The organism is Flavobacterium movens (genome assembly GCF_039581425.1).
Lineage (GTDB): Bacteria > Bacteroidota > Bacteroidia > Flavobacteriales > Flavobacteriaceae > Flavobacterium > Flavobacterium luteolum.
Window position 1 is genome coordinate 168,861 of record NZ_JBCPXY010000005.1, and the last position, 19,304, is coordinate 188,164.

General features: G+C 32.9%; 21 protein-coding genes. 12 read left to right on the forward strand and 9 right to left on the reverse strand.

Annotated elements, in window-relative coordinates; genetic code table 11:
* Window positions 1-36 precede the first annotated feature (36 nt).
* From AAYQ05_RS11045 to AAYQ05_RS11065, 5 genes are all read right to left on the reverse strand, one after another.
* On the reverse strand, window positions 37-1,230 hold the full coding sequence (locus tag AAYQ05_RS11045; protein WP_343543330.1) for a glutamate-5-semialdehyde dehydrogenase: 1,194 nt from the start codon (window positions 1,228-1,230) through the stop codon (window positions 37-39).
* A 98-nt stretch (window positions 1,231-1,328) separates the two neighbouring features.
* On the reverse strand, window positions 1,329-2,462 hold the full coding sequence (locus AAYQ05_RS11050) for an aspartate aminotransferase family protein (RefSeq protein ID WP_343543332.1): 1,134 nt from the start codon (window positions 2,460-2,462) through the stop codon (window positions 1,329-1,331).
* A gap of 150 nt (window positions 2,463-2,612) precedes the next feature.
* Window positions 2,613-3,590 (reverse strand): N-acetyl-gamma-glutamyl-phosphate reductase, encoded by a 978-nt coding sequence (gene argC, locus AAYQ05_RS11055; RefSeq protein WP_343543333.1) that lies wholly within the window; start codon window positions 3,588-3,590, stop codon window positions 2,613-2,615.
* On the reverse strand, window positions 3,583-4,776 hold the full coding sequence (locus AAYQ05_RS11060) for an argininosuccinate synthase (RefSeq protein WP_073409232.1): 1,194 nt from the start codon (window positions 4,774-4,776) through the stop codon (window positions 3,583-3,585). Before AAYQ05_RS11060 ends, argC begins: the two co-directional genes overlap by 8 nt.
* A gap of 64 nt (window positions 4,777-4,840) precedes the next feature.
* Window positions 4,841-5,476 (reverse strand): GNAT family N-acetyltransferase, encoded by a 636-nt coding sequence (locus AAYQ05_RS11065; RefSeq protein WP_111423417.1) that lies wholly within the window; start codon window positions 5,474-5,476, stop codon window positions 4,841-4,843.
* A 201-nt stretch (window positions 5,477-5,677) separates the two neighbouring features.
* Between AAYQ05_RS11065 and AAYQ05_RS11070 the strand changes: the two genes are divergently transcribed.
* On the forward strand, window positions 5,678-5,905 hold the full coding sequence (locus AAYQ05_RS11070) for a hypothetical protein (protein ID WP_343543336.1): 228 nt from the start codon (window positions 5,678-5,680) through the stop codon (window positions 5,903-5,905).
* A gap of 41 nt (window positions 5,906-5,946) precedes the next feature.
* Here AAYQ05_RS11070 and AAYQ05_RS11075 read toward each other — a convergent pair whose 3' ends face one another.
* Window positions 5,947-8,217 (reverse strand): M1 family metallopeptidase, encoded by a 2,271-nt coding sequence (locus tag AAYQ05_RS11075; protein WP_343543338.1) that lies wholly within the window; start codon window positions 8,215-8,217, stop codon window positions 5,947-5,949.
* A 186-nt stretch (window positions 8,218-8,403) separates the two neighbouring features.
* Here AAYQ05_RS11075 and AAYQ05_RS11080 point away from each other — a divergent pair, with 186 nt between their 5' ends.
* The 3 genes from AAYQ05_RS11080 to AAYQ05_RS11090 all read left to right on the forward strand — a co-directional run bounded on the left by AAYQ05_RS11080 (window position 8,404) and on the right by AAYQ05_RS11090 (window position 10,479).
* A complete protein-coding gene (locus AAYQ05_RS11080; protein WP_343543339.1) occupies window positions 8,404-9,255 on the forward strand; it encodes an aldose 1-epimerase family protein in 852 nt (283 codons plus the stop codon).
* A 9-nt stretch (window positions 9,256-9,264) separates the two neighbouring features.
* On the forward strand, window positions 9,265-9,813 hold the full coding sequence (locus AAYQ05_RS11085) for a GNAT family N-acetyltransferase (protein WP_343543340.1): 549 nt from the start codon (window positions 9,265-9,267) through the stop codon (window positions 9,811-9,813).
* 111 nt (window positions 9,814-9,924) lie between these two features.
* Window positions 9,925-10,479 (forward strand): DUF3575 domain-containing protein, encoded by a 555-nt coding sequence (locus tag AAYQ05_RS11090; RefSeq protein WP_343543341.1) that lies wholly within the window; start codon window positions 9,925-9,927, stop codon window positions 10,477-10,479.
* 1 nt (window position 10,480) lies between these two features.
* On the opposite strand, the gene AAYQ05_RS11095 is transcribed toward AAYQ05_RS11090, so the two are convergent.
* Window positions 10,481-10,705 carry a VF530 family protein gene (locus AAYQ05_RS11095; protein WP_343543343.1) on the reverse strand — a complete coding sequence of 75 codons (225 nt, stop codon included), beginning with the start codon at window positions 10,703-10,705 and terminating at the stop codon, window positions 10,481-10,483.
* A gap of 105 nt (window positions 10,706-10,810) precedes the next feature.
* A complete protein-coding gene (locus tag AAYQ05_RS11100; RefSeq protein WP_343543345.1) occupies window positions 10,811-11,467 on the reverse strand; it encodes a hypothetical protein in 657 nt (218 codons plus the stop codon).
* 139 nt (window positions 11,468-11,606) lie between these two features.
* Between AAYQ05_RS11100 and smpB the strand changes: the two genes are divergently transcribed.
* From smpB to AAYQ05_RS11115, 3 genes are all read left to right on the forward strand, one after another.
* Complete coding sequence (gene smpB, locus AAYQ05_RS11105; RefSeq protein WP_177209986.1) at window positions 11,607-12,062, forward strand: SsrA-binding protein SmpB; 456 nt, start codon at window positions 11,607-11,609, stop codon at window positions 12,060-12,062.
* An 81-nt stretch (window positions 12,063-12,143) separates the two neighbouring features.
* The gene (locus AAYQ05_RS11110; protein ID WP_281632192.1) at window positions 12,144-12,782 is read left to right on the forward strand and encodes a putative periplasmic lipoprotein; all 639 of its coding nucleotides are present in this window, start codon (window positions 12,144-12,146) and stop codon (window positions 12,780-12,782) included.
* An 87-nt stretch (window positions 12,783-12,869) separates the two neighbouring features.
* Window positions 12,870-13,877, forward strand: a complete 1,008-nt coding sequence (locus AAYQ05_RS11115) for a helix-turn-helix domain-containing protein (protein ID WP_343543347.1) — start codon at window positions 12,870-12,872, stop codon at window positions 13,875-13,877.
* 28 nt (window positions 13,878-13,905) lie between these two features.
* Here AAYQ05_RS11115 and AAYQ05_RS11120 read toward each other — a convergent pair whose 3' ends face one another.
* Window positions 13,906-14,547 carry a protein-L-isoaspartate(D-aspartate) O-methyltransferase gene (locus AAYQ05_RS11120; protein ID WP_343543349.1) on the reverse strand — a complete coding sequence of 214 codons (642 nt, stop codon included), beginning with the start codon at window positions 14,545-14,547 and terminating at the stop codon, window positions 13,906-13,908.
* Window positions 14,548-14,751: 204 nt separating this feature from the next.
* Between AAYQ05_RS11120 and AAYQ05_RS11125 the strand changes: the two genes are divergently transcribed.
* From AAYQ05_RS11125 to AAYQ05_RS11145, 5 genes are all read left to right on the forward strand, one after another.
* Window positions 14,752-15,717, forward strand: a complete 966-nt coding sequence (locus AAYQ05_RS11125) for a Gfo/Idh/MocA family protein (protein ID WP_343543351.1) — start codon at window positions 14,752-14,754, stop codon at window positions 15,715-15,717.
* Window positions 15,718-15,803: 86 nt separating this feature from the next.
* Window positions 15,804-16,691 carry a 3-hydroxyacyl-CoA dehydrogenase family protein gene (locus AAYQ05_RS11130; protein ID WP_177209990.1) on the forward strand — a complete coding sequence of 296 codons (888 nt, stop codon included), beginning with the start codon at window positions 15,804-15,806 and terminating at the stop codon, window positions 16,689-16,691.
* Between the two features lie 21 nt (window positions 16,692-16,712).
* On the forward strand, window positions 16,713-17,198 hold the full coding sequence (locus AAYQ05_RS11135) for an HIT family protein (protein ID WP_343543354.1): 486 nt from the start codon (window positions 16,713-16,715) through the stop codon (window positions 17,196-17,198).
* Window positions 17,188-17,844 (forward strand): YggS family pyridoxal phosphate-dependent enzyme, encoded by a 657-nt coding sequence (locus tag AAYQ05_RS11140; RefSeq protein WP_343543355.1) that lies wholly within the window; start codon window positions 17,188-17,190, stop codon window positions 17,842-17,844. The genes AAYQ05_RS11135 and AAYQ05_RS11140 overlap by 11 nt, the downstream gene beginning before the upstream one ends.
* 85 nt (window positions 17,845-17,929) lie before the next feature.
* Window positions 17,930-19,291 carry an exonuclease domain-containing protein gene (locus AAYQ05_RS11145; protein ID WP_343543356.1) on the forward strand — a complete coding sequence of 454 codons (1,362 nt, stop codon included), beginning with the start codon at window positions 17,930-17,932 and terminating at the stop codon, window positions 19,289-19,291.
* The last annotated feature ends 13 nt before the right edge of the window (window positions 19,292-19,304 follow it).

The window sequence follows — 19,304 nt, forward strand, 5'->3', positions numbered from 1 at the left end:
TTTTTTAATCTAAAATCTGAACTCTAAAATCTAAAATTATCTAATCTGTCCTTCTCCGTAAACGTACCATTTATTTGTTACGAGATGTTGAAGACCAATTGGACCGCGTTGATGCAATTTATCAGTACTTATTGCTAATTCTCCACCAAGACCAAATTGTCCGCCGTCTGTGAAACGGGTTGAAGCATTTTGGTACACCGCTGCTGCATCTATCGATTCCATAAACTGCTGTGCAACTTCGTTATCTCTTGTAATAATTGCTGCAGAATGTCCTCCGCAGTACTTATTAATCATATCAATGGCATGTTCCTGAGAATCGATGGTTCCTATTACAATTTTATAATCTAGAAACTCTTCGTACCAAATATCTTCGTTTTCAATAGTTTTTGTATTTTCAAAATTCTCTAAAGATTTATCTACAATAATTTCTACTTTTGATTCGATTAAAGCTTCAATTAACATTGCCGCGAAACCCTCAAAATTTGGCAGTTTAGAATTTATCAAAACTTTATCTAATGCATTACAAGCTGAAATTTTAGCTGTTTTAGCATTTAAAATTACTTTTAAGGCTAAATCTGTATCTGCATCTTCATGAACGTAAACAAAATTATTTCCGCGTCCGCTTACGATTACTGGGCAGGTTGCATGCGCTTTTACAAACTCAATTAGTTTTTCTCCACCTCTTGGAACAATTAAATCAACTTTTTGAGTTGGTTTTTCTAAGAAAGCTTGAGTTTCTGTTCTGTTATAGTTCAGATATTCCACCCAGTCTTTCGAAACTCCGTTTTCTTCTAAAGCTTTATGCCAAAGACTTACGATCTTCAAGTTTGATTTTAAAGACTCTTTCCCACCTTTCAATAAAATCTTATTTCCAGATTTAAAAGCAATTCCGCCCGCTTCGATTGTAACATCAGGACGAGATTCATAAATAATTAAAATCGTTCCAAAAGCAGCCGTTTTATTAACCACTTTTATTCCATTATCATGAGTAAAATGAAAACGCTCAACGCCAATGGGGTCTTCTTGAGAAGCCAATTGGTTTAATGATAAAATCATTTCGTCAACTTTTTTATCATCTACTTTTAAGCGTTCTTCCATTGCTAAATCTGAGCCGTCGTAATCGGCAAGATCTTCCTGATTGGTCAGGATTATCTCATTCCGCTCCTGCTCGACCAGCTTTGCCATGGTCCGCAAAACCGCATTGCGTGTTTCAATTGATAATGGTTTCATTTTTTTTGGTTTAATTGGTTAGTTGGTTTAATCGTTTAACTGGTTAATCGGTAATTTGTTTAGTCAATTAAACAGTTAAACGATTAAACAAATTAACATTATAGCTCTTCTAAACTTTCTTTCAAGGCTTTTACAAACGTATCAATATCAGCTTTTTTCACAGTTAAAGGCGGTAAAATTCTCAATAGATTTTTATTGTTCGCACTTCCTGTAAAAATGTGTTTTTCGATGATTAATTTCTTTCTTAAAGCGGCAACATCAAAATCAAATTCAACTCCAAGCATTAATCCTTTTCCTTTTACTTGTTTGATGCCTTCAACTTCTTTGATTTTTCCTAAGAAATATTCATAAACTTCGTTTACATTCTTTTGTAAATCTAGTTTTTCAATTACATCCAAAACTGCAATTCCTGCTGCACAAGACAAGTGGCTTCCGCCGAAAGTAGTTCCTAATAATCCGAAACTTGCTTCGAATTTTGGAGAAATTAAAATAGCTCCAACAGGAAAACCATTCCCCATTCCTTTTGCAACTGAAATAATATCAGCGTTGATTCCGTGGTGTTGGAACGCGAAGAATTTACCGCTTCTTCCGTAGCCTGACTGTACTTCGTCTAAAATCAAAACAACATCATGTTTTTTACATACTTTTTCTAAAGCTTGAAAAAACTCAGTTGTTCCCTGATCTAAACCTCCAACTCCTTGAATTCCTTCTATAATTACTGCTGTAACATCGCCTTTCGCTAATTCAGCTTCAACTAATTCTATTTGGTTTAATGGTAAAAAAGTAACTACTTGCTGTGCATTTATTGGTGCAACAATTTTTTTGTTATCTGTAACAGCAACGGCTGCAGAAGTTCTTCCATGGAAAGAATTATGAAAAGCTACCACTCTTGATTTTCCGTTGTGGAAAGAAGCTAGTTTTAAAGCATTTTCATTTGCTTCAGCACCAGAACTGCATAAAAATAATTCATAGTCCTCAAGACCAGAAAGTTTTCCTAATTTTTGAGCCAATTCTACCTGCAAAGGATTCTGAATTGCATTCGAATAAAATCCTAAATTATCTATCTGATTCTTTAATTTTGCTACATAATCCGGCTGTGTGTGTCCGATAGAAATCACACCATGTCCGCTGTATAAATCTAAATATTCTACTCCTTTGTCGTCAATAATTGTACAATCTACTGCTTTTACTGGAGTTATGTCGTATAATGGGTAAACGTTGAATAAGTTCATTTTTTTGTTTATTTTGTTTCAGGTTTCAGGTTTCAAGTTAACTTGCAACGTGAAACTTTAAACTTGAAACTTGTTTATATTTCTTTGTATCTATTTCAAGTCACGGACAGAACGTGAAACTTGAAACCTGAAACCTGAAACAATTTTTTCCTAAAATCCGCTTGGTTTCAAATGTAAACCTGTGGTTTCTTCTAAACCGAACATTAAATTCATGTTTTGAATCGCTTGTCCTGAAGCACCTTTGGTTAAGTTATCGATAATTGATGTTATGAGAACCCGGTTTCCTTTTTTCAATAAACTAATAATACATTTGTTCGTTTGCACCACTTGTTTCATATTGATGTTTGTTGTTGTAACGGTTACAAAAGGTTCATCTTTATAAAACTCTTCATATTTAGCAACCAATTGTTCCAAACTATCATCACATAATGTATATAGCGTCGCGAAAATTCCTCTTGGAAAATCTCCTCTATTCGGAATAAAAAGCAATTCGCTGTCGAAATCGTCTTGCAACTGAACTAAGCTTTCTCCGATTTCACCTAAATGCTGGTGTTCAAAAGCTTTGTAATGTGACATATTATTATTTCTCCAACTGAAATGAGAAGTTTCTGAAAGACTTACCCCCGCTCCTGTACTTCCGGTTGTCGCGTTAATATGAACATCATTATTTAACAAATTATGTTTTGCTAAAGGCAATAATGCCAATTGAATAGCGGTTGCGAAACAACCTGGATTGGCGATATAATTTGTCTTTTTGATTTCGGCTTTATTGATTTCAGGTAAACCGTAAACGAAATCTTTTCCTTCAAAATGAGCATCCTTATTCAATCTGAAATCATTTCCTAAATCAATAATTTTGGTATGACTCGCAAACTGATTTTCTTTCAAAAATGAGATTGATTTTCCGTGACCTAAACACAAAAAAACAACATTCACATTTGGATTGATTTCATCCGTGAAATTCATTTCAATATCGCCCATCAAATCGTGGTGCGCTATCGAAAGCGGTTTCCCAGCGTTTGTTGTACTGTAAACAAAATCGATGTTTACTTTGGGATGATACATTAAAATTCTGATGAGTTCTCCGGCCGTGTAGCCCGAACCACCAATAATTCCGACATTAATCATGATCTAATTTGTTTACAGATGAGAATATGTTTTGTGCATTTCCTAAAATCTTGATAAATCCTTTTGCATCGTCAGATGTCCAGGCATTGTTCATTTCTCCGTATTGACCGAAACCTGTGTTCATTAAATCATTTTCAGATTCAATTCCGTCAAGTGAGAAATGGTATGGCTTTAATGAAACCGTTACCGTTCCATTTACTGTTTTTTGTGTGTCTTGCAAGAAAGTTTCGATATTTCTCATTACTGGATCTAAGAACTGACCTTCGTGGAATAACATTCCGTACCAGTTTCCTAATTGCTCTTTCCAGTATTGCTGCCATTTTCCAAGAGTATGTTTCTCTAATAAATGGTGTGCTTTGATAATAATTAACGGAGCAGCAGCTTCAAAACCAACTCTTCCTTTAATTCCGATAATTGTATCACCAACGTGAATATCTCTACCAATTGCATAAGCACTTGCCAGCTTTTCAAGAGCTACAATATTGTTTGATGGTTTATCTGTTTTTCCGTTTAAACCAACTAATTCTCCTTGTTCAAAATGAAGTGTTACTTTTTCTTCACCTTCTTTTTGCAATTGCGAAGGATACGCTTCACTTGGCAATGGCTGACTTGAAGTTAGAGTTTCTTTTCCTCCAACACTTGTTCCCCAAAGTCCTTTATTGATAGAATATTGTGCTTTTTCCCAAGAATAGTGAACTCCGTTTTGAGCCAAATAATCAACTTCTTCTTGTCTTGATAATTTTAAATCTCTAATTGGAGTAATAATTTCGATTTCTGGAGCAATAGTTTGGAAAATCAAATCGAAACGAATTTGGTCGTTTCCTGCACCTGTACTTCCGTGAGCGATTGCAGTTGCTCCTACTTTTTTCGCATATTTTATAGCTTCAATTGCTTGAAAAACACGCTCAGCACTTACTGATAATGGATATGTGTTATTTTTTAATACGTTTCCGAAAATCAAGTATTTGATAGCTTTATCGTAATATTTGTCTAAAATCGTTAAGTTGGCATGCTGAGCACTTCCTAACTCATAAGCTCTTTTTTCAATAGCTGTTAATTCTTCAGCAGAAAATCCTCCTGTATCTACAAGTACAGTGTGAACTTCGTATCCTTTTTCATTTTTTAAATATTTCAAACAATACGAGGTATCTAATCCTCCGCTATAAGCTAATACTACTTTTTTCATTTTTTATAATTTTGGCTAATACTTTCGTATTTAGCAGTTTGAGATTTTTTCTAATTAATTTGACTTAAACAAACAATGACAATATTTTATTTAAAAATAAAGCTTGTTTTATTTTTCTAAGTCTGTTTAAGACAGCCTCATTAAAAGGATGTCTTGGCGGTGTTTTTTGTTTTTCTTTTGGATCGTATAACATTCCTGTACAAAGGCACATTTTGTTTTCTTTGCTTTGCAGAATATGATAGTTTGTACATGTTTTACAGCCTGCCCAAAAACTCGGATCGGTTGTCAATTCTGAAAACGGAACTGGCTTATAACCTAATTCAGAGTTAATTTTCATTACAGCCAAACCAGTTGTAATTCCAAATATTTTAGCATCTGGGAATCTCTTCAAAGAATATTCAAAAACTTTTGATTTTATTTTTTTGGCTAAACCATGACTTCTATAATCTGGATGTACAATTAATCCAGAATGCGCAACAAATTTTCCGTGCTGCCAGCTTTCTATGTAACAAAAACCTGCAAACTTTCCATCAGCCAAAGCAATCATTGCATCACCGTTTGCCATTTTTTTCTGAATGTACTCAGGAGTTCTTTTAGCAATCCCCGTGCCTCTTAGCAAGGCAGATGATTCTATCGTATCGCAGATTTCTTGTGCGTATTTGAAGTGTTCTTCCTGGGTAACAACAATAGAGATCTTCATTTCAATTATTGAAGTTAGAGTTAAAAATTAAAGCATATTGATTCGTTTGAAATCCAGAATTGAATCCAATAAAATTAAGCAAAATAGAAGTAACATTCTCAAAATCAAAAACTTGATCAAGAAAATTTACAAAATAATAAATACTTTTAGGATATGTTTGTCCAATGGACAAATTATGTGATTTCAAAATGAAAAATGGATATGAATAAATATACGGCTATAAAACTCAGTGAACACTATAGAGATAGTGTCCGTACTTCGGGAGAAGTAATCGGTGAGTTTGTCCGTGACAAAGAAGTTATATGTAAACTTATTTTATTCATCGGTGCAAAAGTACATTATTTTTTTATTTTCAAAACAAAAAATAAAAATTCTAACATTTTTTTTACGTTTTGTGAATATACTAAAAATACAAAACCCGATAATTAATTCTAATTATCGGGTTTTTAAGATATTAAACTTTTTAAATATTACTTTTTTGTAAATGGAATAACTTGCCCATTTCCTATAAGTATCAAATCGAAACCAGTTTTTGCCTCATTAAATTTAAGTTTTAAGCCAGCTCTAGCAGATTCGAAAGTATCTTTTTCGTTTGCAACAGGCTCTAATGCAAACTTAGGATAGTTTGGAAGTTCTGCATTTAAAACACTATTTTTCTCTGTCAATTCAATTGTTAAAGGCGATTTTGCAGTAATGTAGTTTCCTATATACGGATCTAAAATAATATCTTTTTCTACTTTACCTTTTCCCGCCGTCCAAACATTATTAGACGTATTGTTGTCTGGAAAAGCATTATCTGGATCTAAAGTGATGCTTTCGATCTCTTCAGTCGAATTGTGTTTGAAAGACCAAGAATTATTTCTTTGCCAAATTTCTACTGGCAAATTAACTCTTGTCACTTTTCCGCTTTTTGTTTTTACATCTAAAACAATTGGCATTGGCATTTTATCAAAGTTTTCAACTGTAATTACGGCACCTTTAGCTGGATCATTTTTTACATATTTCACAGAATTAACACCTTGGTCAAAACGCCAGTTGTTTACATACCAGCTTCTCCAGAACCAGCTTAAGTCTTCTCCTGCTACATTCTCCATAGATCTAAAGAAATCGTCAGGTTGCGGATGTTTGTATGCCCAACGTTGAATATAAGTTCTAAAAGCAGTATCAAAACGTTCTTTACCTAAAATTTGTTCTCTTAAAATTACTAAACCTGCACTTGGTTTAAAGTAGCACAACATACCAATATTAGCTTCCTTCATGTTGTCAGGAGAACTCATAATCGTTTCTAAGTCAGGTCTAGTAAAAGGTTCTGCCATATCATGCAAATTTGTTGGCGCTTCTTTATATTCACCATTGTTAAATGCAGCAGTACTTAATGAGTTAATGAAAGTATTAAATCCTTCATCCATCCAAGCAAACAATCTTTCGTTTGACCCAACAATCATTGGGAACCAGATATGACCAAATTCGTGATCTGTAACTCCCCAAAGATCTTGTCCTTTAGATTTCCATCCGCAGAAAACGATCCCAGGATATTCCATTCCTCCTTCATTCCCCGCAACGTTTGTCGCTACTGGATAAGGATATTCAAACCATTGCTTAGAATAATGTTCGATTGATGCTTTTACATATTCCGTTGAACGCCCGTAAGCACCTTGCCCAGCACTTTCAACAGGATAAGCAGATAATGCTAATGCTTTTTTACCGCTAGGAAGATTAATTTTTGCTCCATCTAATATGAAAGCTGGAGATGATGCCCAAGAGAAATCACGTGCATTTTTAATTTTATAATGCCATGTTTTATCTGCTCCTGCATTTGCATTTGAGGCTGAATTTACTTCTTGCTCAGAACGAATTGTTACCGTTTTATCACTGTTTGCCGCATCTTTATATTTTTTGAAATGATCTGCAGAAAGCACTTCCTGACCATTTAATAATTCACCAGAAGCAACTACAAAGTGATTCCCTGGAACGGTTAATTTTACATCAAAATCACCATATTCTAGGTAAAACTCAGATGCACCTAAATAAGGAGCTGTATTCCATCCTCTCACATCATCGTACACACACATACGTGGATACCATTGTGCGATTGTAAAGATTTTTCCGTTTTTGGTTTCTAAAACTCCCATTCTATCCGATCCTTCAAAAGGTGCGATGAAAGAGAACTCAATTTTAATTTTTACAGAAGCTCCTTTTGCAGCCAATTCCTGAGGAAGGAAAATCTGCATTCTAGTATCTGTAACTATATATTTAGCATCAACTTCTGTTTTGTTTTTTCCTCCAGAAATTACCTTTACAGATTTAATTTTATTTCCGCCATCAAAAACTTGTCCTTGAGCACCGTTACGGCTTCCTGTTAAAGGCACAACAGCATTCCCTCTAGAATCTTCTTTAAATAAGTTCTGATCTAAATTCAACCAAAGAAAAGACAATTTATTAGGACTATTATTAGTATAAGTAATTTCATCTGTCCCTACAATCTCATTTGTAGTTCCATTTAATTTTGCCGTAATCTGGTAATCGGCTCTATTCTGCCAATATTCTACTCCTGGCTCACCGCTCGCAGTACGTGTTGATGTAGCATTTTTGGTGTAGAAATGAGGTCCAAAGGCATCATGGTAATTGTAATTGTTTACTGGATTTGCTGCTGTCGCTGACGGAGTTTGCTGCGCCCAAACTGAAGAAATCCCAAAAAATAAAGCCGCGGTTAAAATGGCTTTTGCAGATTGCTTTTTCATATTTTTTAGCTGTTTATGTAGCAAATTAATGAAAAAAAAAGCTATTTACAGAGATATTTCAAAACATAAATTCAATTTTAGCAAAATTTTACCAATAAAATAATTTAAGCCTTTTTCCTAAAAAAAATAAATTTTATAAAATATATTTACATCTATTAAAAGAATATTCATTTTAGATTCAACATTGTGACTACAACTATCTCAAATTCTATATTAAAAGCTTCTATTAAACATGCTGGAGCCGAATTATTTTCTATAAAAGACAATCAAAACAACGAGTATATCTGGGAAGGCAATCCAGATTTTTGGGGCAAGCACTCTCCTGTTCTTTTTCCAATTGTAGGAACTTTAAAAAATAACACTTACACAATCAATGAAAAAGAATATCACCTATCGCGTCATGGATTCGCGCGTGACATGAATTTTGAATTGATTGAACAAACAGAGAATAAAGCTGTTTTCTCCCTGAAATCTTCTGCAGAAACATTACAGAAATATCCTTTTGAGTTTGAATTACAACTTATTTATACACTTAATGAAAACGCATTAGAACTTGAATACAAAGTAATAAATAACGGAAAAGAAAAAATGCCTTTTTCAATTGGAGCGCATCCTGCTATTGCGCTTGCTGATCATTTTGAAAACTACTCTATTGAATTTGAAAAAGAGGAAAATTTAAAATATTATCTACTTGAAAACGATTTGATTTCTCCTAAGACCAAAGTTTTAGAAACAAAAAACAACTCGGTTCCTTTAAATTATGAGCTTTTCAAAAATGACGCTTTAATTTTCAAAACATTAGAATCCAAATCATTGACTATTCGCAACAACTCAAAACCGTATGTAAAAGTCAGCTATAATGATTTTCCAAGTTTAGGAATCTGGACTAAAGAAAATGCACCATTTATCTGCATTGAGCCTTGGCTAGGTTACTCAGACACTGATGAAAACACAGGCGACTTATACAAAAAAGAAGGAATTTTGATTCTCGATGGAAACAAAAGTTTCAGTGTAAAATTTAGTATTACTATATTATAACAAAACAAAATGTTAGATTTTAACTTTACTCCATTTCCAATAATAGAAACAGAACGTTTAATTTTAGACAGACTAACAGATAAAGATGTTCAGGAGGTCTTTGAATTACGCTCTAATCCTGAAAACATGAAATATATTCCTAGACCTCTGGCAAAAGATCATGAGGATGCTTTGGAGCTCATTAGAATGATTGATGAAAAAATTGATACTAATGAAGGAATAAACTGGAGTGTCCGATTTAAAAATGATTCTAAATTAATCGGAATTATTGGGTATTATAGAATGCAACCCGAAAATTACCGTGCTGAAATTGGTTATATTCTTTCACCCGATCATCATGGAAAAGGAATTGTCACAGAAGCAGTAAATCACCTGATTAAATACGGCTTTGAAGTTTTAAAGCTTCATTCAATTGAAGCCGTAATTGATCCAGAAAATTATGCCTCTGAAAAGGTATTGCAAAAATGTGGTTTTGTTAAAGAAGCTCATCTAAAAGAAGTAGAATTTTGGAACGGAAAATTTTTAGACAAGGTAATTTACTCATTATTAGAAAAGTAGGTTTTTATACTTGTTAAAAAAATCTTATAGCCAATAGTTATCTACCATTATACGTTATATTTGCGCTCAAAATCAGCAAAAAAAGTTGCTTTTGAATTCCAAAAATATCTTATGAAAAAATTATTCGCCCTAATTGTTCTTTTATTTTGTGTGCAAATGCAAAGTCAGACTTTTGTAAAATTTAATGGAGCTACGGCTTTATTGGCTATCCCGAACATCGGTATTGAAACCAGTATTGGAGAAAAAACAACTTTTAGTGCCGATGTAATGGCTTCTTTTTGGGAGTCTTTTAATGGCCATAGCCCTATGAAATTTATTACTGTTACTCCCGAAATTCGTTATCATTTTAAAGAAAAATACAATGGATTTTATGCGGGAGCTCATATAGGTGCAGATAAATATGACATCCAAAAATGGAATTATTGGGACACTAACATGTATGAGCATGGCTTCGGTTATAGAATTGGAGCTACAGTAGGTTATAATCTAAAATTAAGTGATAAATTTTTACTTGACTTTTTTGTAGGTGGTGGATGGCATCAAGGATTTTATCATGGATATTATAATGATGGAACTCCAGGAAGATATGAAAAAGCAGTGCACTGGAACAAAAGTGGCGAGTGGCTACCGTATCGTGGCGGAGTTATGATTTCATACAAATTATAAATCAGCTTAACTTAGGAAGTGTTTTGATGTAAAGCTCCTCTACTTTCTTACGAGCCCAATCTGTTTTTCTTAAAAAAGTAAGACTTGATTTTACACTTGGGCTTGAATTAAAGCATTTTATTGGAATTAATTCACCTAAAGTATCAAACCCATAATAATCGACTAAGGTTTCAACAATTTTTTGAAGTGTAATTCCGTGTAAAGGATCTTTGGATTGATTTTGCATCTTATACTTTTTTAATAATATCAAAAGACCGTACTTCAAAAAAGTACGGTCTTCTTTTTTGCAAAATTACTAAAAGAATTTTACGTTAATCAAATAAAGAATAAATTAGAATATAAATTTAAAACCTACAGAAATTGGGGTTGTTAAATTTGGAGCACTTCCACCCAATTCCGTATTATAATAAGAATCAACATTGGCAACATGTGCTAATCCAAAATTTGTAACAGTGGTTTTCTCTCCATTCTCTGGCTTTAGAGTTGTAGAAGTGAAGTTTACTAAATCATAAGAAAACTCAACTGAGAAATTCTTAGTTACAAAATAATCAAAACCTCCTGATACAGAAACTCCAACTTGATTTACTTTTAAGTCGCTTTCTTTTTCTTTTCCAGTGATAACAGGTATCGCAGCTTGTCCGAAGAAATATAAAGACCCCGCTACATTCCAATATTTTCTAACTAAAGGCTGAAAAACAAATAAATCTGTTTTAGCAAGTGTTTTAACATCTGTACTTCCTTGCGGATACCCATCTGATTTAATGTTAATATAACCTATTCCCGCACCTACAGCCACAGATGGGGTAATAAATGTCCCTACAATTGGGAGCACCGATAAATTAGTCCCTTTTACATCTCCACTTTTAGTTTGCTGATAACCAAACTGAGAAGTTGCAAACCAAGCTCCTTTTAGTCCTTGAGACGAATCTTGAGCTCTAGCAGTTAAACCGATTAATACCATACTCACTAATGTTACAATCTTTTTCATTTTATTTCGTTTTTTTTTAATTACAGGACAAACTTATATGTAAGCTTTCTGCTTAAGGCTGATTAAAATCATAGATTAAAAAAAAACTTTAATTATCTTTAACTGCCACATTTTTCAATTTTGTCTTACATTTGCAACCATGATAAAATCAGTCAATATACTTAACAAAAGAGCCCGATTCGATTATGAAATAATCGACACTTATACTGCTGGAATTGTTTTGGCGGGAACAGAAATTAAATCTATACGTCTAGGAAAAGCAAACATTACCGAAAGTTTTTGCGAATTCAGTGGCATGGAACTTTTTGCCATTAATACTTATATTGAAGAATATTCTTTTGGAAATCAATTCAATCATAAATCCAGAAGTGAAAGAAAATTGCTTTTAAATAAAAAAGAATTAAAAACGCTCCATAAAAATGTTCAGGCAAAAGGTTTAACGATTGTCCCTTTAAAGCTATTTACAAACGAAAAAGGTTTGGCTAAACTACAAATTGGCCTTTGTAAAGGGAAAAAGAATTATGATAAACGTGAATCTTTAAAAGAACAAGACACCAAACGTGATTTGGACCGTATTAAAAAAGCTTATAATTAAAACCAAATTTAATTTTCTCTAAATGATACATTTATAATATTTTATCGTTATTTTTATTACAAAATAATTTAACTGTAAAATATGAAAAAGTACTTAGTTTTGTTTTTCGCTATAGCAGCGTTTTCAAGTTGCGGCAGTAATACATCAATTGTAAACAGCTGGAGAGATCCAGATGTAACGATCACACAAGAACAATTTAAAAAAGTTTTGGTGGTAGCTTTAGTCAAAGATGAAGCTTCGAGACGAATTATTGAAAACAGAATTGCTGCTGGTAATCCGGTTTTTAAAACTTCATATCAGTATTTAAATGCAACCTCCCAATTAACGCAAGAACAAAAACTAAAGGTCTTACAAGACGAAAACTTTGATGGCGTAATCAGTATGCGTTTGGTCAGCAAAGAAAAAGAAGTTAATTATGTTCCCGGCACTTATACAGGAATGTATTATGGCGGTTTTGACGGAATGTATACAGGCATGTACGGATACGGCTTTGGAAACTGGTATGGCATGTACTCTCCAAACTTTTATGATCCGGGTTATTACCAAGAAACTACTTCTTACATGGTTGAAACCAATGTATTTTCATTAAAACAAAACAAATTAATTTGGACAGGAACTACAGAATCACAATATGTAACCGATCTAGGACAAACAGTAGACGCGATTATGCAGACTGTAGTAAAAGAAATGCGTAAAGATGGTTCTTTACCTCCCAAATAAAATGAAAAGAAAAGCAACGTAAAAATGTTGCTTTTTTTATGACTAATTTTATGACTAGTTTTGTCAAGACTATAATTTTCATCAAAAATGAAATCACTTTTAAAAAATGCACGAGAACAAAAAGGTTTTAAAACCCGTGAATTGGCACAATTGGCCGGAATAGATCAGGCTTTAATCAGTAAATTTGAATCAGGAACACGAAAACCAACAAAAGAACAGATTTCAAAACTGGCTCAGCTTCTAGAAATTGATTATGAAACTTTAATGATTGTCTGGCTTAAAGAAAAGATTCTTTATGAAATTGGCGACGAAGAATTTGCCTTAAAAGCCTTAATTTTAGCTGAACAAGAAATTCAAAACAATAAAAAAGAAATCAACTCAGCATTAATATTTTCTATTCAAAATATCTTGGATGAGATTGAAGTCTTAAAAAATAAAATCCATTCTTTTAATCATTTTGAATTCCGTCAAATCTCAAAAACTTTAGAATTAGAATTTATATTTAAAAGTATCCATTTAAACAAGAATCCATTAACATTAGAAGAAACCAAACTAGTTTTAAATGAAGGATTGACTATTTCTGGAAAAAGCATACAAAATCATCTTGAAGCTATTAATTTTCAAGAAGCAACATTTTACATTAAAGACCTAATTCAAAAGAAAACGGCATTAAATGAAAAAGATTTTCTTTTGCTTCACACTTTTCTTTTTAAAGGATTTGAATTTGAAAACTCTGGAAAATATATCAATGATGCTCTTATTATACGCGAAATGAATTTATTTTTTAATTGGTATGAATCACAAAAAAACATTCTGCATCCCATAATTCTCGCTTCTGAAGCTCACCTAAAAATAGCTGAAATTAAGCCTTTTGAAAATGGAAATCTGCAAATGTCAAACTTAGCATTGAACTGGATTTTAATCCAACATAATTATACATACGTCACAATTGACGAAAATCAAAAGAGTATGGATGAATATTTTTCTATTTTGGAGGAAAGTCAGATTCAGAATGACAAATCTATTTTTATTAATTATATCATTCAAATTGAAAAAGAAAATCTAAAAAAAGCGATACAATTAATCGAAAAATAAAAAAGCCCAGCTAAACTGGGCTTTCTCATTAATTTTTATCTTCTAAAAGAGGAACAAATCTAAATTCTCCAAACTCATGTTTTTCAAATTGAGTTTCGTTCTTTCTAATCAATAAAGTCATAATCTGAACATCTTCTCCTAACGGAATAACCAATCGCCCTCCTATTTTCAATTGTGCCATTAAAGGCTGTGGAATAAAAGGCGCACCTGCTGTAACTATAATACTGTCAAATGGCGCAAAATTTGGCAATCCTTTATATCCATCTCCAAATGTAACGTGCTTAGGACGAATATTTAATTTTGGAAATAAGTTTGACGTTTTTTTAAACAATTCACTTTGTCTTTCAACAGTATATACTTTAGCCCCAAGCATAAACAAAACAGCAGTCTGATAACCAGAACCAGTCCCGATTTCAAGAACTTTATGATCTCTTTTTACTTCCAACAACTGCGATTGGAAAGCAACTGTGTATGGCTGCGAAATAGTTTGTCCTGCCCCAATAGGAAAAGCCTTATCTTGATAAGCATAATCTTCAAAACTTGAATTTAAAAAAAGGTGTCTCGGGATTTTTTTTATCGCATCCAGCACCGCTCTATCAGTAATTCCTTTTTGTTCTAAAGTAGTTACTAATTGATTACGAAGTCCTTGATGTTTGGCAGTGTCTTTCAAAATAGGTAGGTTTTATTTTCGCAAAAATAAGAAACAAAACAGGATTTCAAATATTGATTTTTAAATAATAAATTAATACAGTGGAAAGTCGAAAGCCGAAAGCCGAAAGTCATAATTTACAATTCACAACTCACAACTCACAATTCACTAAATTCTTTTTTACTTTCAACAAATAAATTCTATTTTTGTTTAAAATACATTCTCATGTTAAAAGTAGGAGTTTTAGGTGCTGGTCATCTTGGTAAAATACATTTACGCTTATTACAACAATCTGACAAATACGAATTAGTTGGATTTTACGACGAAAATCAAGAAAATGCCGAAAAAATCTCAAAAGAGTTTGGCTATAAAAACTTCAGTACAATTGCAAAACTCATTCACGCTGTTGATGTGATTGATATTGTAACTCCAACCCTTTCACACTATAAATGTGCTAAGGTTGCTATAAAATCAGGAAAACACATTTTTATAGAAAAACCAATTGCTAACACTGTAGAAGAAGCCGAAGAAATTATCGCTTTAGCAAATGAATACAATGTAAAAGGGCAAGTAGGTCACGTAGAGCGTTTTAATCCCGCTTTTATTGCTACGAAAAACATGATTGAAAATCCGATGTTTATAGAAACGCATCGTTTGGCAGAATTTAACCCGCGTGGTACAGATGTTCCTGTGGTTTTAGATTTAATGATTCATGATATTGATGCTATTTTAAGCGTTGTTAATTCAAAAGTAAAAGATATTCATGCAAGCGGTGTATCTGTAATTAGTGATACTCCTGATATTGCCAATGCTAGAATTGAATTCGAAAATGGCTGTGTTGCCAATTTAACTGCAAGCAGAATTTCTTTGAAAAACATGCGCAAATCACGTTTCTTTCAAAAAGACGCTTATATTTCTGTCGACTTTTTAGAAAAAAAATGTGAAGTAGTTCGTATGAAAGATGCCCCAGAAGTACCAGGAGATTTTGATATGATTCTTCAAAATGCTGAAGGAGTAAAAAAACAAATTTATTTCACTAATCCAGATGTTGAGCAAAACAATGCTATTTTGGATGAATTGAATTCGTTTGCAGATTCAATAAACAACAATACAACTCCAGTTGTAACACTTGAACAAGCAACAGACGCATTACGTGTGGCGTATCAAATTATTGATTGTTTCAATAAATAGTAAAAAAAAATCAAAATAAATAGCCACGAATTCACGAATTATTTGGTGAATTCGTGGCTAAATCATAAAAAAATATCTAGTATAAAATGAAAACAATAGCTGTAATTGGAGCAGGAACAATGGGTAACGGAATTGCTCATACCTTTGCACAAAGCGGTTTTACCGTAAAATTAATCGATGTTTCTGAAAAATCTTTAGACAAAGGAATGGCAACTATTGCTGCCAATTTGGATCGTATGTTATCTAAAGGTACAATAACTCAAGAAGATGTTACCAAAACTATAACTAACATCATAACTTATACTGATATTAAAGACGGTGTTGTAGGTGTTGATCTTGTTGTTGAAGCAGCAACTGAAAACGTTGAATTAAAACTAAATATTTTCAAGCAGTTAAACGAATATTGCTCTCACAATACGATTTTAGCAACAAACACGTCTTCTATCTCAATTACACAAATTGGAGCTGTTGTAGCACATCCTGAGCGTGTTATCGGGATGCATTTTATGAATCCCGTGCCGATTATGAAATTGGTCGAAATCATCCGTGGATACAATACAAGTGATGAAGTAACCAAAATCATCATGGATTTATCTGAAAAATTAGGTAAAGTTCCTGTTGAAGTAAATGATTATCCAGGTTTTGTGGCGAACAGAATTTTAATGCCAATGCTAAATGAAGCAATCGAAACGTTATACAATAAAGTTGCTGGAGTTTACGAAATCGATACGGTAATGAAATTAGGAATGGGACATCCTATGGGACCGCTTCAATTAGCCGATTTTATTGGTCTTGACGTTTGTCTTGCTATTCTAAATGTAATGTACGACGGATTCAAAAATCCTAAATATGCTCCTTGCCCGCTTTTAGTAAATATGGTTAGAGCCGGAAAACTAGGAGTTAAATCTGGAGAAGGTTTTTACGATTATAGCGAAAGCAAAAAAGCAGAGAAAATCTCGAAACAGTTTATTTAAATCTAAATATTTAGCTTTTTAATGCAAGAATGTCGTTTTTGTAAAATAATAGAAGGAGATCGGTTTAATGAAGAAGTTATTTTTGAAAATGATTTATTTATAATTCTTACAGATAAATATCGACAAACAAGCATTGGTTCTATTTGTTTATTAATTCCGAAAAAACATTTCAAGAACATTTTAGAACTTTCTGCTGATCATTCTAAAGAGTTAATTCCAATTCTCAACAATATAAATTATGCCATGCAAAAGGCATACAATTGTAAAGGAATTAGGATATGGACAGCCATTAATAAAGAAGCGGGACAGTCAATATTTCATTGTCACATTCATATTATTCCTTGTAATTCTTTAAAAGATAGAATTATTGCTTCTTTTCCAGGTATTTATGACTGGAAAAGACGTATTTTACGATTAGGAAATCATAAATTAAATGCTAATAAAAACTTTGAATTAGCCGATAGATTGAGATCAGAAATGATAAAACAAGATTATAATGAGCATTAAATCAAATTTACAAAATATAAAAAAAAGTTTACCTGAACATGTAACTCTTGTTGCCGTTTCAAAAACAAAACCTGTTTCAGACTTGATGCAGGCTTACGAAGCTGGACAACGTATTTTTGGTGAAAACAAAATTCAGGAAATGACTGAAAAATGGGAACAAATGCCAAAAGATATCCAATGGCACATGATTGGTCATGTTCAGTCAAATAAAGTCAAATTTATGGCTCCGTTTGTGAGTTTGATTCATGGGGTTGATAGTTTGAAATTACTACAAGAAATCAACAAACAAGCTGTAAAAAACAATAGAACAATAGACTGTCTTCTTCAAATTTATATTGCTGAAGAAGAATCTAAATTTGGTTTGGACGAAAACGAATTAAATGAACTTTTAACTTCTGTGGAGTTTAAAGAGTTAAAAAATATTCGTATCTTAGGTTTAATGGGAATGGCAACATTCACAGAAGATCAAAACCAGATAAAAAAAGAATTTACACATTTAAAATCGATTTTTGATTCAACTCAAAAACTGCAGACCATTAACGATTTTAGCATCATATCTATGGGAATGTCTGGAGATTATAAGCTAGCTATAGAATGCGGAAGCACAATGGTAAGAATTGGAAGCAGCATTTTTGGCGGACGTTAATAACTGTTTTAAGGGTGCACTGCAATACGTAGAAAACTGAACACTAATTTCGATAATAATCGAAACTGAACACTGAACACATAATTTGTACGCAATACTTGACATAGAAACAACTGGAGGACAGTTTAATGAAGAGGGAATTACCGAAATCGCCATCTACAAATTTGATGGACATGAAGTAGTTGATCAATTCATCAGCCTTGTCAATCCTGAAATTCCAATCCAGCCTTTCGTTGTAAAACTGACTGGAATCAATAACGCTATGTTGCAGTCAGCGCCGAAATTTTATGAAGTTGCAAAACGCATTATCGAAATTACTTCAGATTGCGTAATTGTTGCTCACAACGCTTCTTTCGATTATAGAATCCTTAGAACTGAATTTCGTCGCTTAGGTTACGATTTTGAAGCTAAAACACTCTGTACAGTTGAATTAGCAAAAAAACTAATTCCAGAACAGCCTTCATACAGTTTAGGGAAGCTAGTCCGTGCACTTGGAATTCCAATGGCCGATAGACATCGCGCTAGCGGAGATGCTATGGCTACAACCAAGCTTTTTAAAATGCTTTTAGAAAAAGATGTCGAAAAAACGATCGTAAAAGATTTTATAAAACTCGAAGTCGAAAAAGGGATTTCTCCAAAATTTTTAGACATTTTAAGCCAAATGCCAACAAAAACTGGTGTTTATTATATCTATAACGAAAGCGGCACTTTAATCTACATTGGCAAAAGCCAAAACATCAAAAAAAGAGTCAATCAGCACTTTACAGGAGTTACCACCAAAAGCAAAAAAATTCAGGCAGAAGTTTTTACGATTACGTATGATGAAACTGGAAGTGAATTAATCGCACTTTTAAAAGAAAGTGAAGAAATAAAAATAAACAGACCGAGATACAATCGTGCTCAGAGAAAAACAATTTTTCAATACGCCTTGTATGCCGAAAAAGACACTCAAGGGTATTTAAATTTAAAACTGGAAAAAGCCGACGGACGAAAAAAAGAAATAACTTCTTTTGCTTCACTTCAAGAAGGCAAAAATGCTCTTTTCAGGTATACTGCAAAATATCATTTGTGCCAAAAACTAACAGGTTTATATCAAACCAAAAAAGAATGTTTTCAATATAAAATCAAAGAATGCGATGGCGCCTGTATTGGCGAAGTGACTCCCGAAGTTTATAATCTGAGAGTACAGCAATTCATTTCTGAAAACAGTTTCGAAAACAAAAGCTTGATTCTTATAGATAGAGGCCGAAATGTAAATGAAAGAAGCGCTGTTTTGATCGAAAACGGAATTTACAAAGGTTACGCCTATTACGATCTTAATTATCAGATTACAAACATCGACATCCTAAAAAATATTCTAACACCAATGCAGCACAACCGAGATGTCAAAAACATCATTCAGAATTACATTCGCAAGAGCAAGTCATTGAAAATCCTTCATTTTTAACAAAACAAAACTT

Coding starts and splice junctions, on each gene's coding strand:
- AAYQ05_RS11070 (WP_343543336.1), top strand. CDS start 5,678: ATGAATAAATATACGGCTATAAAACTCAGTGAACACTATAGAGATAGT.
- argC (WP_343543333.1), bottom strand. CDS start 3,590: ATGATTAATGTCGGAATTATTGGTGGTTCGGGCTACACGGCCGGAGAA.
- AAYQ05_RS11135 (WP_343543354.1), top strand. CDS start 16,713: ATGCAAGAATGTCGTTTTTGTAAAATAATAGAAGGAGATCGGTTTAAT.
- AAYQ05_RS11075 (WP_343543338.1), bottom strand. CDS start 8,217: ATGAAAAAGCAATCTGCAAAAGCCATTTTAACCGCGGCTTTATTTTTT.
- AAYQ05_RS11125 (WP_343543351.1), top strand. CDS start 14,752: ATGTTAAAAGTAGGAGTTTTAGGTGCTGGTCATCTTGGTAAAATACAT.
- AAYQ05_RS11130 (WP_177209990.1), top strand. CDS start 15,804: ATGAAAACAATAGCTGTAATTGGAGCAGGAACAATGGGTAACGGAATT.
- AAYQ05_RS11115 (WP_343543347.1), top strand. CDS start 12,870: ATGAAATCACTTTTAAAAAATGCACGAGAACAAAAAGGTTTTAAAACC.
- AAYQ05_RS11090 (WP_343543341.1), top strand. CDS start 9,925: ATGAAAAAATTATTCGCCCTAATTGTTCTTTTATTTTGTGTGCAAATG.
- AAYQ05_RS11100 (WP_343543345.1), bottom strand. CDS start 11,467: ATGAAAAAGATTGTAACATTAGTGAGTATGGTATTAATCGGTTTAACT.
- AAYQ05_RS11085 (WP_343543340.1), top strand. CDS start 9,265: ATGTTAGATTTTAACTTTACTCCATTTCCAATAATAGAAACAGAACGT.
- AAYQ05_RS11140 (WP_343543355.1), top strand. CDS start 17,188: ATGAGCATTAAATCAAATTTACAAAATATAAAAAAAAGTTTACCTGAA.
- smpB (WP_177209986.1), top strand. CDS start 11,607: ATGATAAAATCAGTCAATATACTTAACAAAAGAGCCCGATTCGATTAT.
- AAYQ05_RS11060 (WP_073409232.1), bottom strand. CDS start 4,776: ATGAAAAAAGTAGTATTAGCTTATAGCGGAGGATTAGATACCTCGTAT.
- AAYQ05_RS11045 (WP_343543330.1), bottom strand. CDS start 1,230: ATGAAACCATTATCAATTGAAACACGCAATGCGGTTTTGCGGACCATG.
- AAYQ05_RS11095 (WP_343543343.1), bottom strand. CDS start 10,705: ATGCAAAATCAATCCAAAGATCCTTTACACGGAATTACACTTCAAAAA.
- AAYQ05_RS11110 (WP_281632192.1), top strand. CDS start 12,144: ATGAAAAAGTACTTAGTTTTGTTTTTCGCTATAGCAGCGTTTTCAAGT.
- AAYQ05_RS11050 (WP_343543332.1), bottom strand. CDS start 2,462: ATGAACTTATTCAACGTTTACCCATTATACGACATAACTCCAGTAAAA.
- AAYQ05_RS11065 (WP_111423417.1), bottom strand. CDS start 5,476: ATGAAGATCTCTATTGTTGTTACCCAGGAAGAACACTTCAAATACGCA.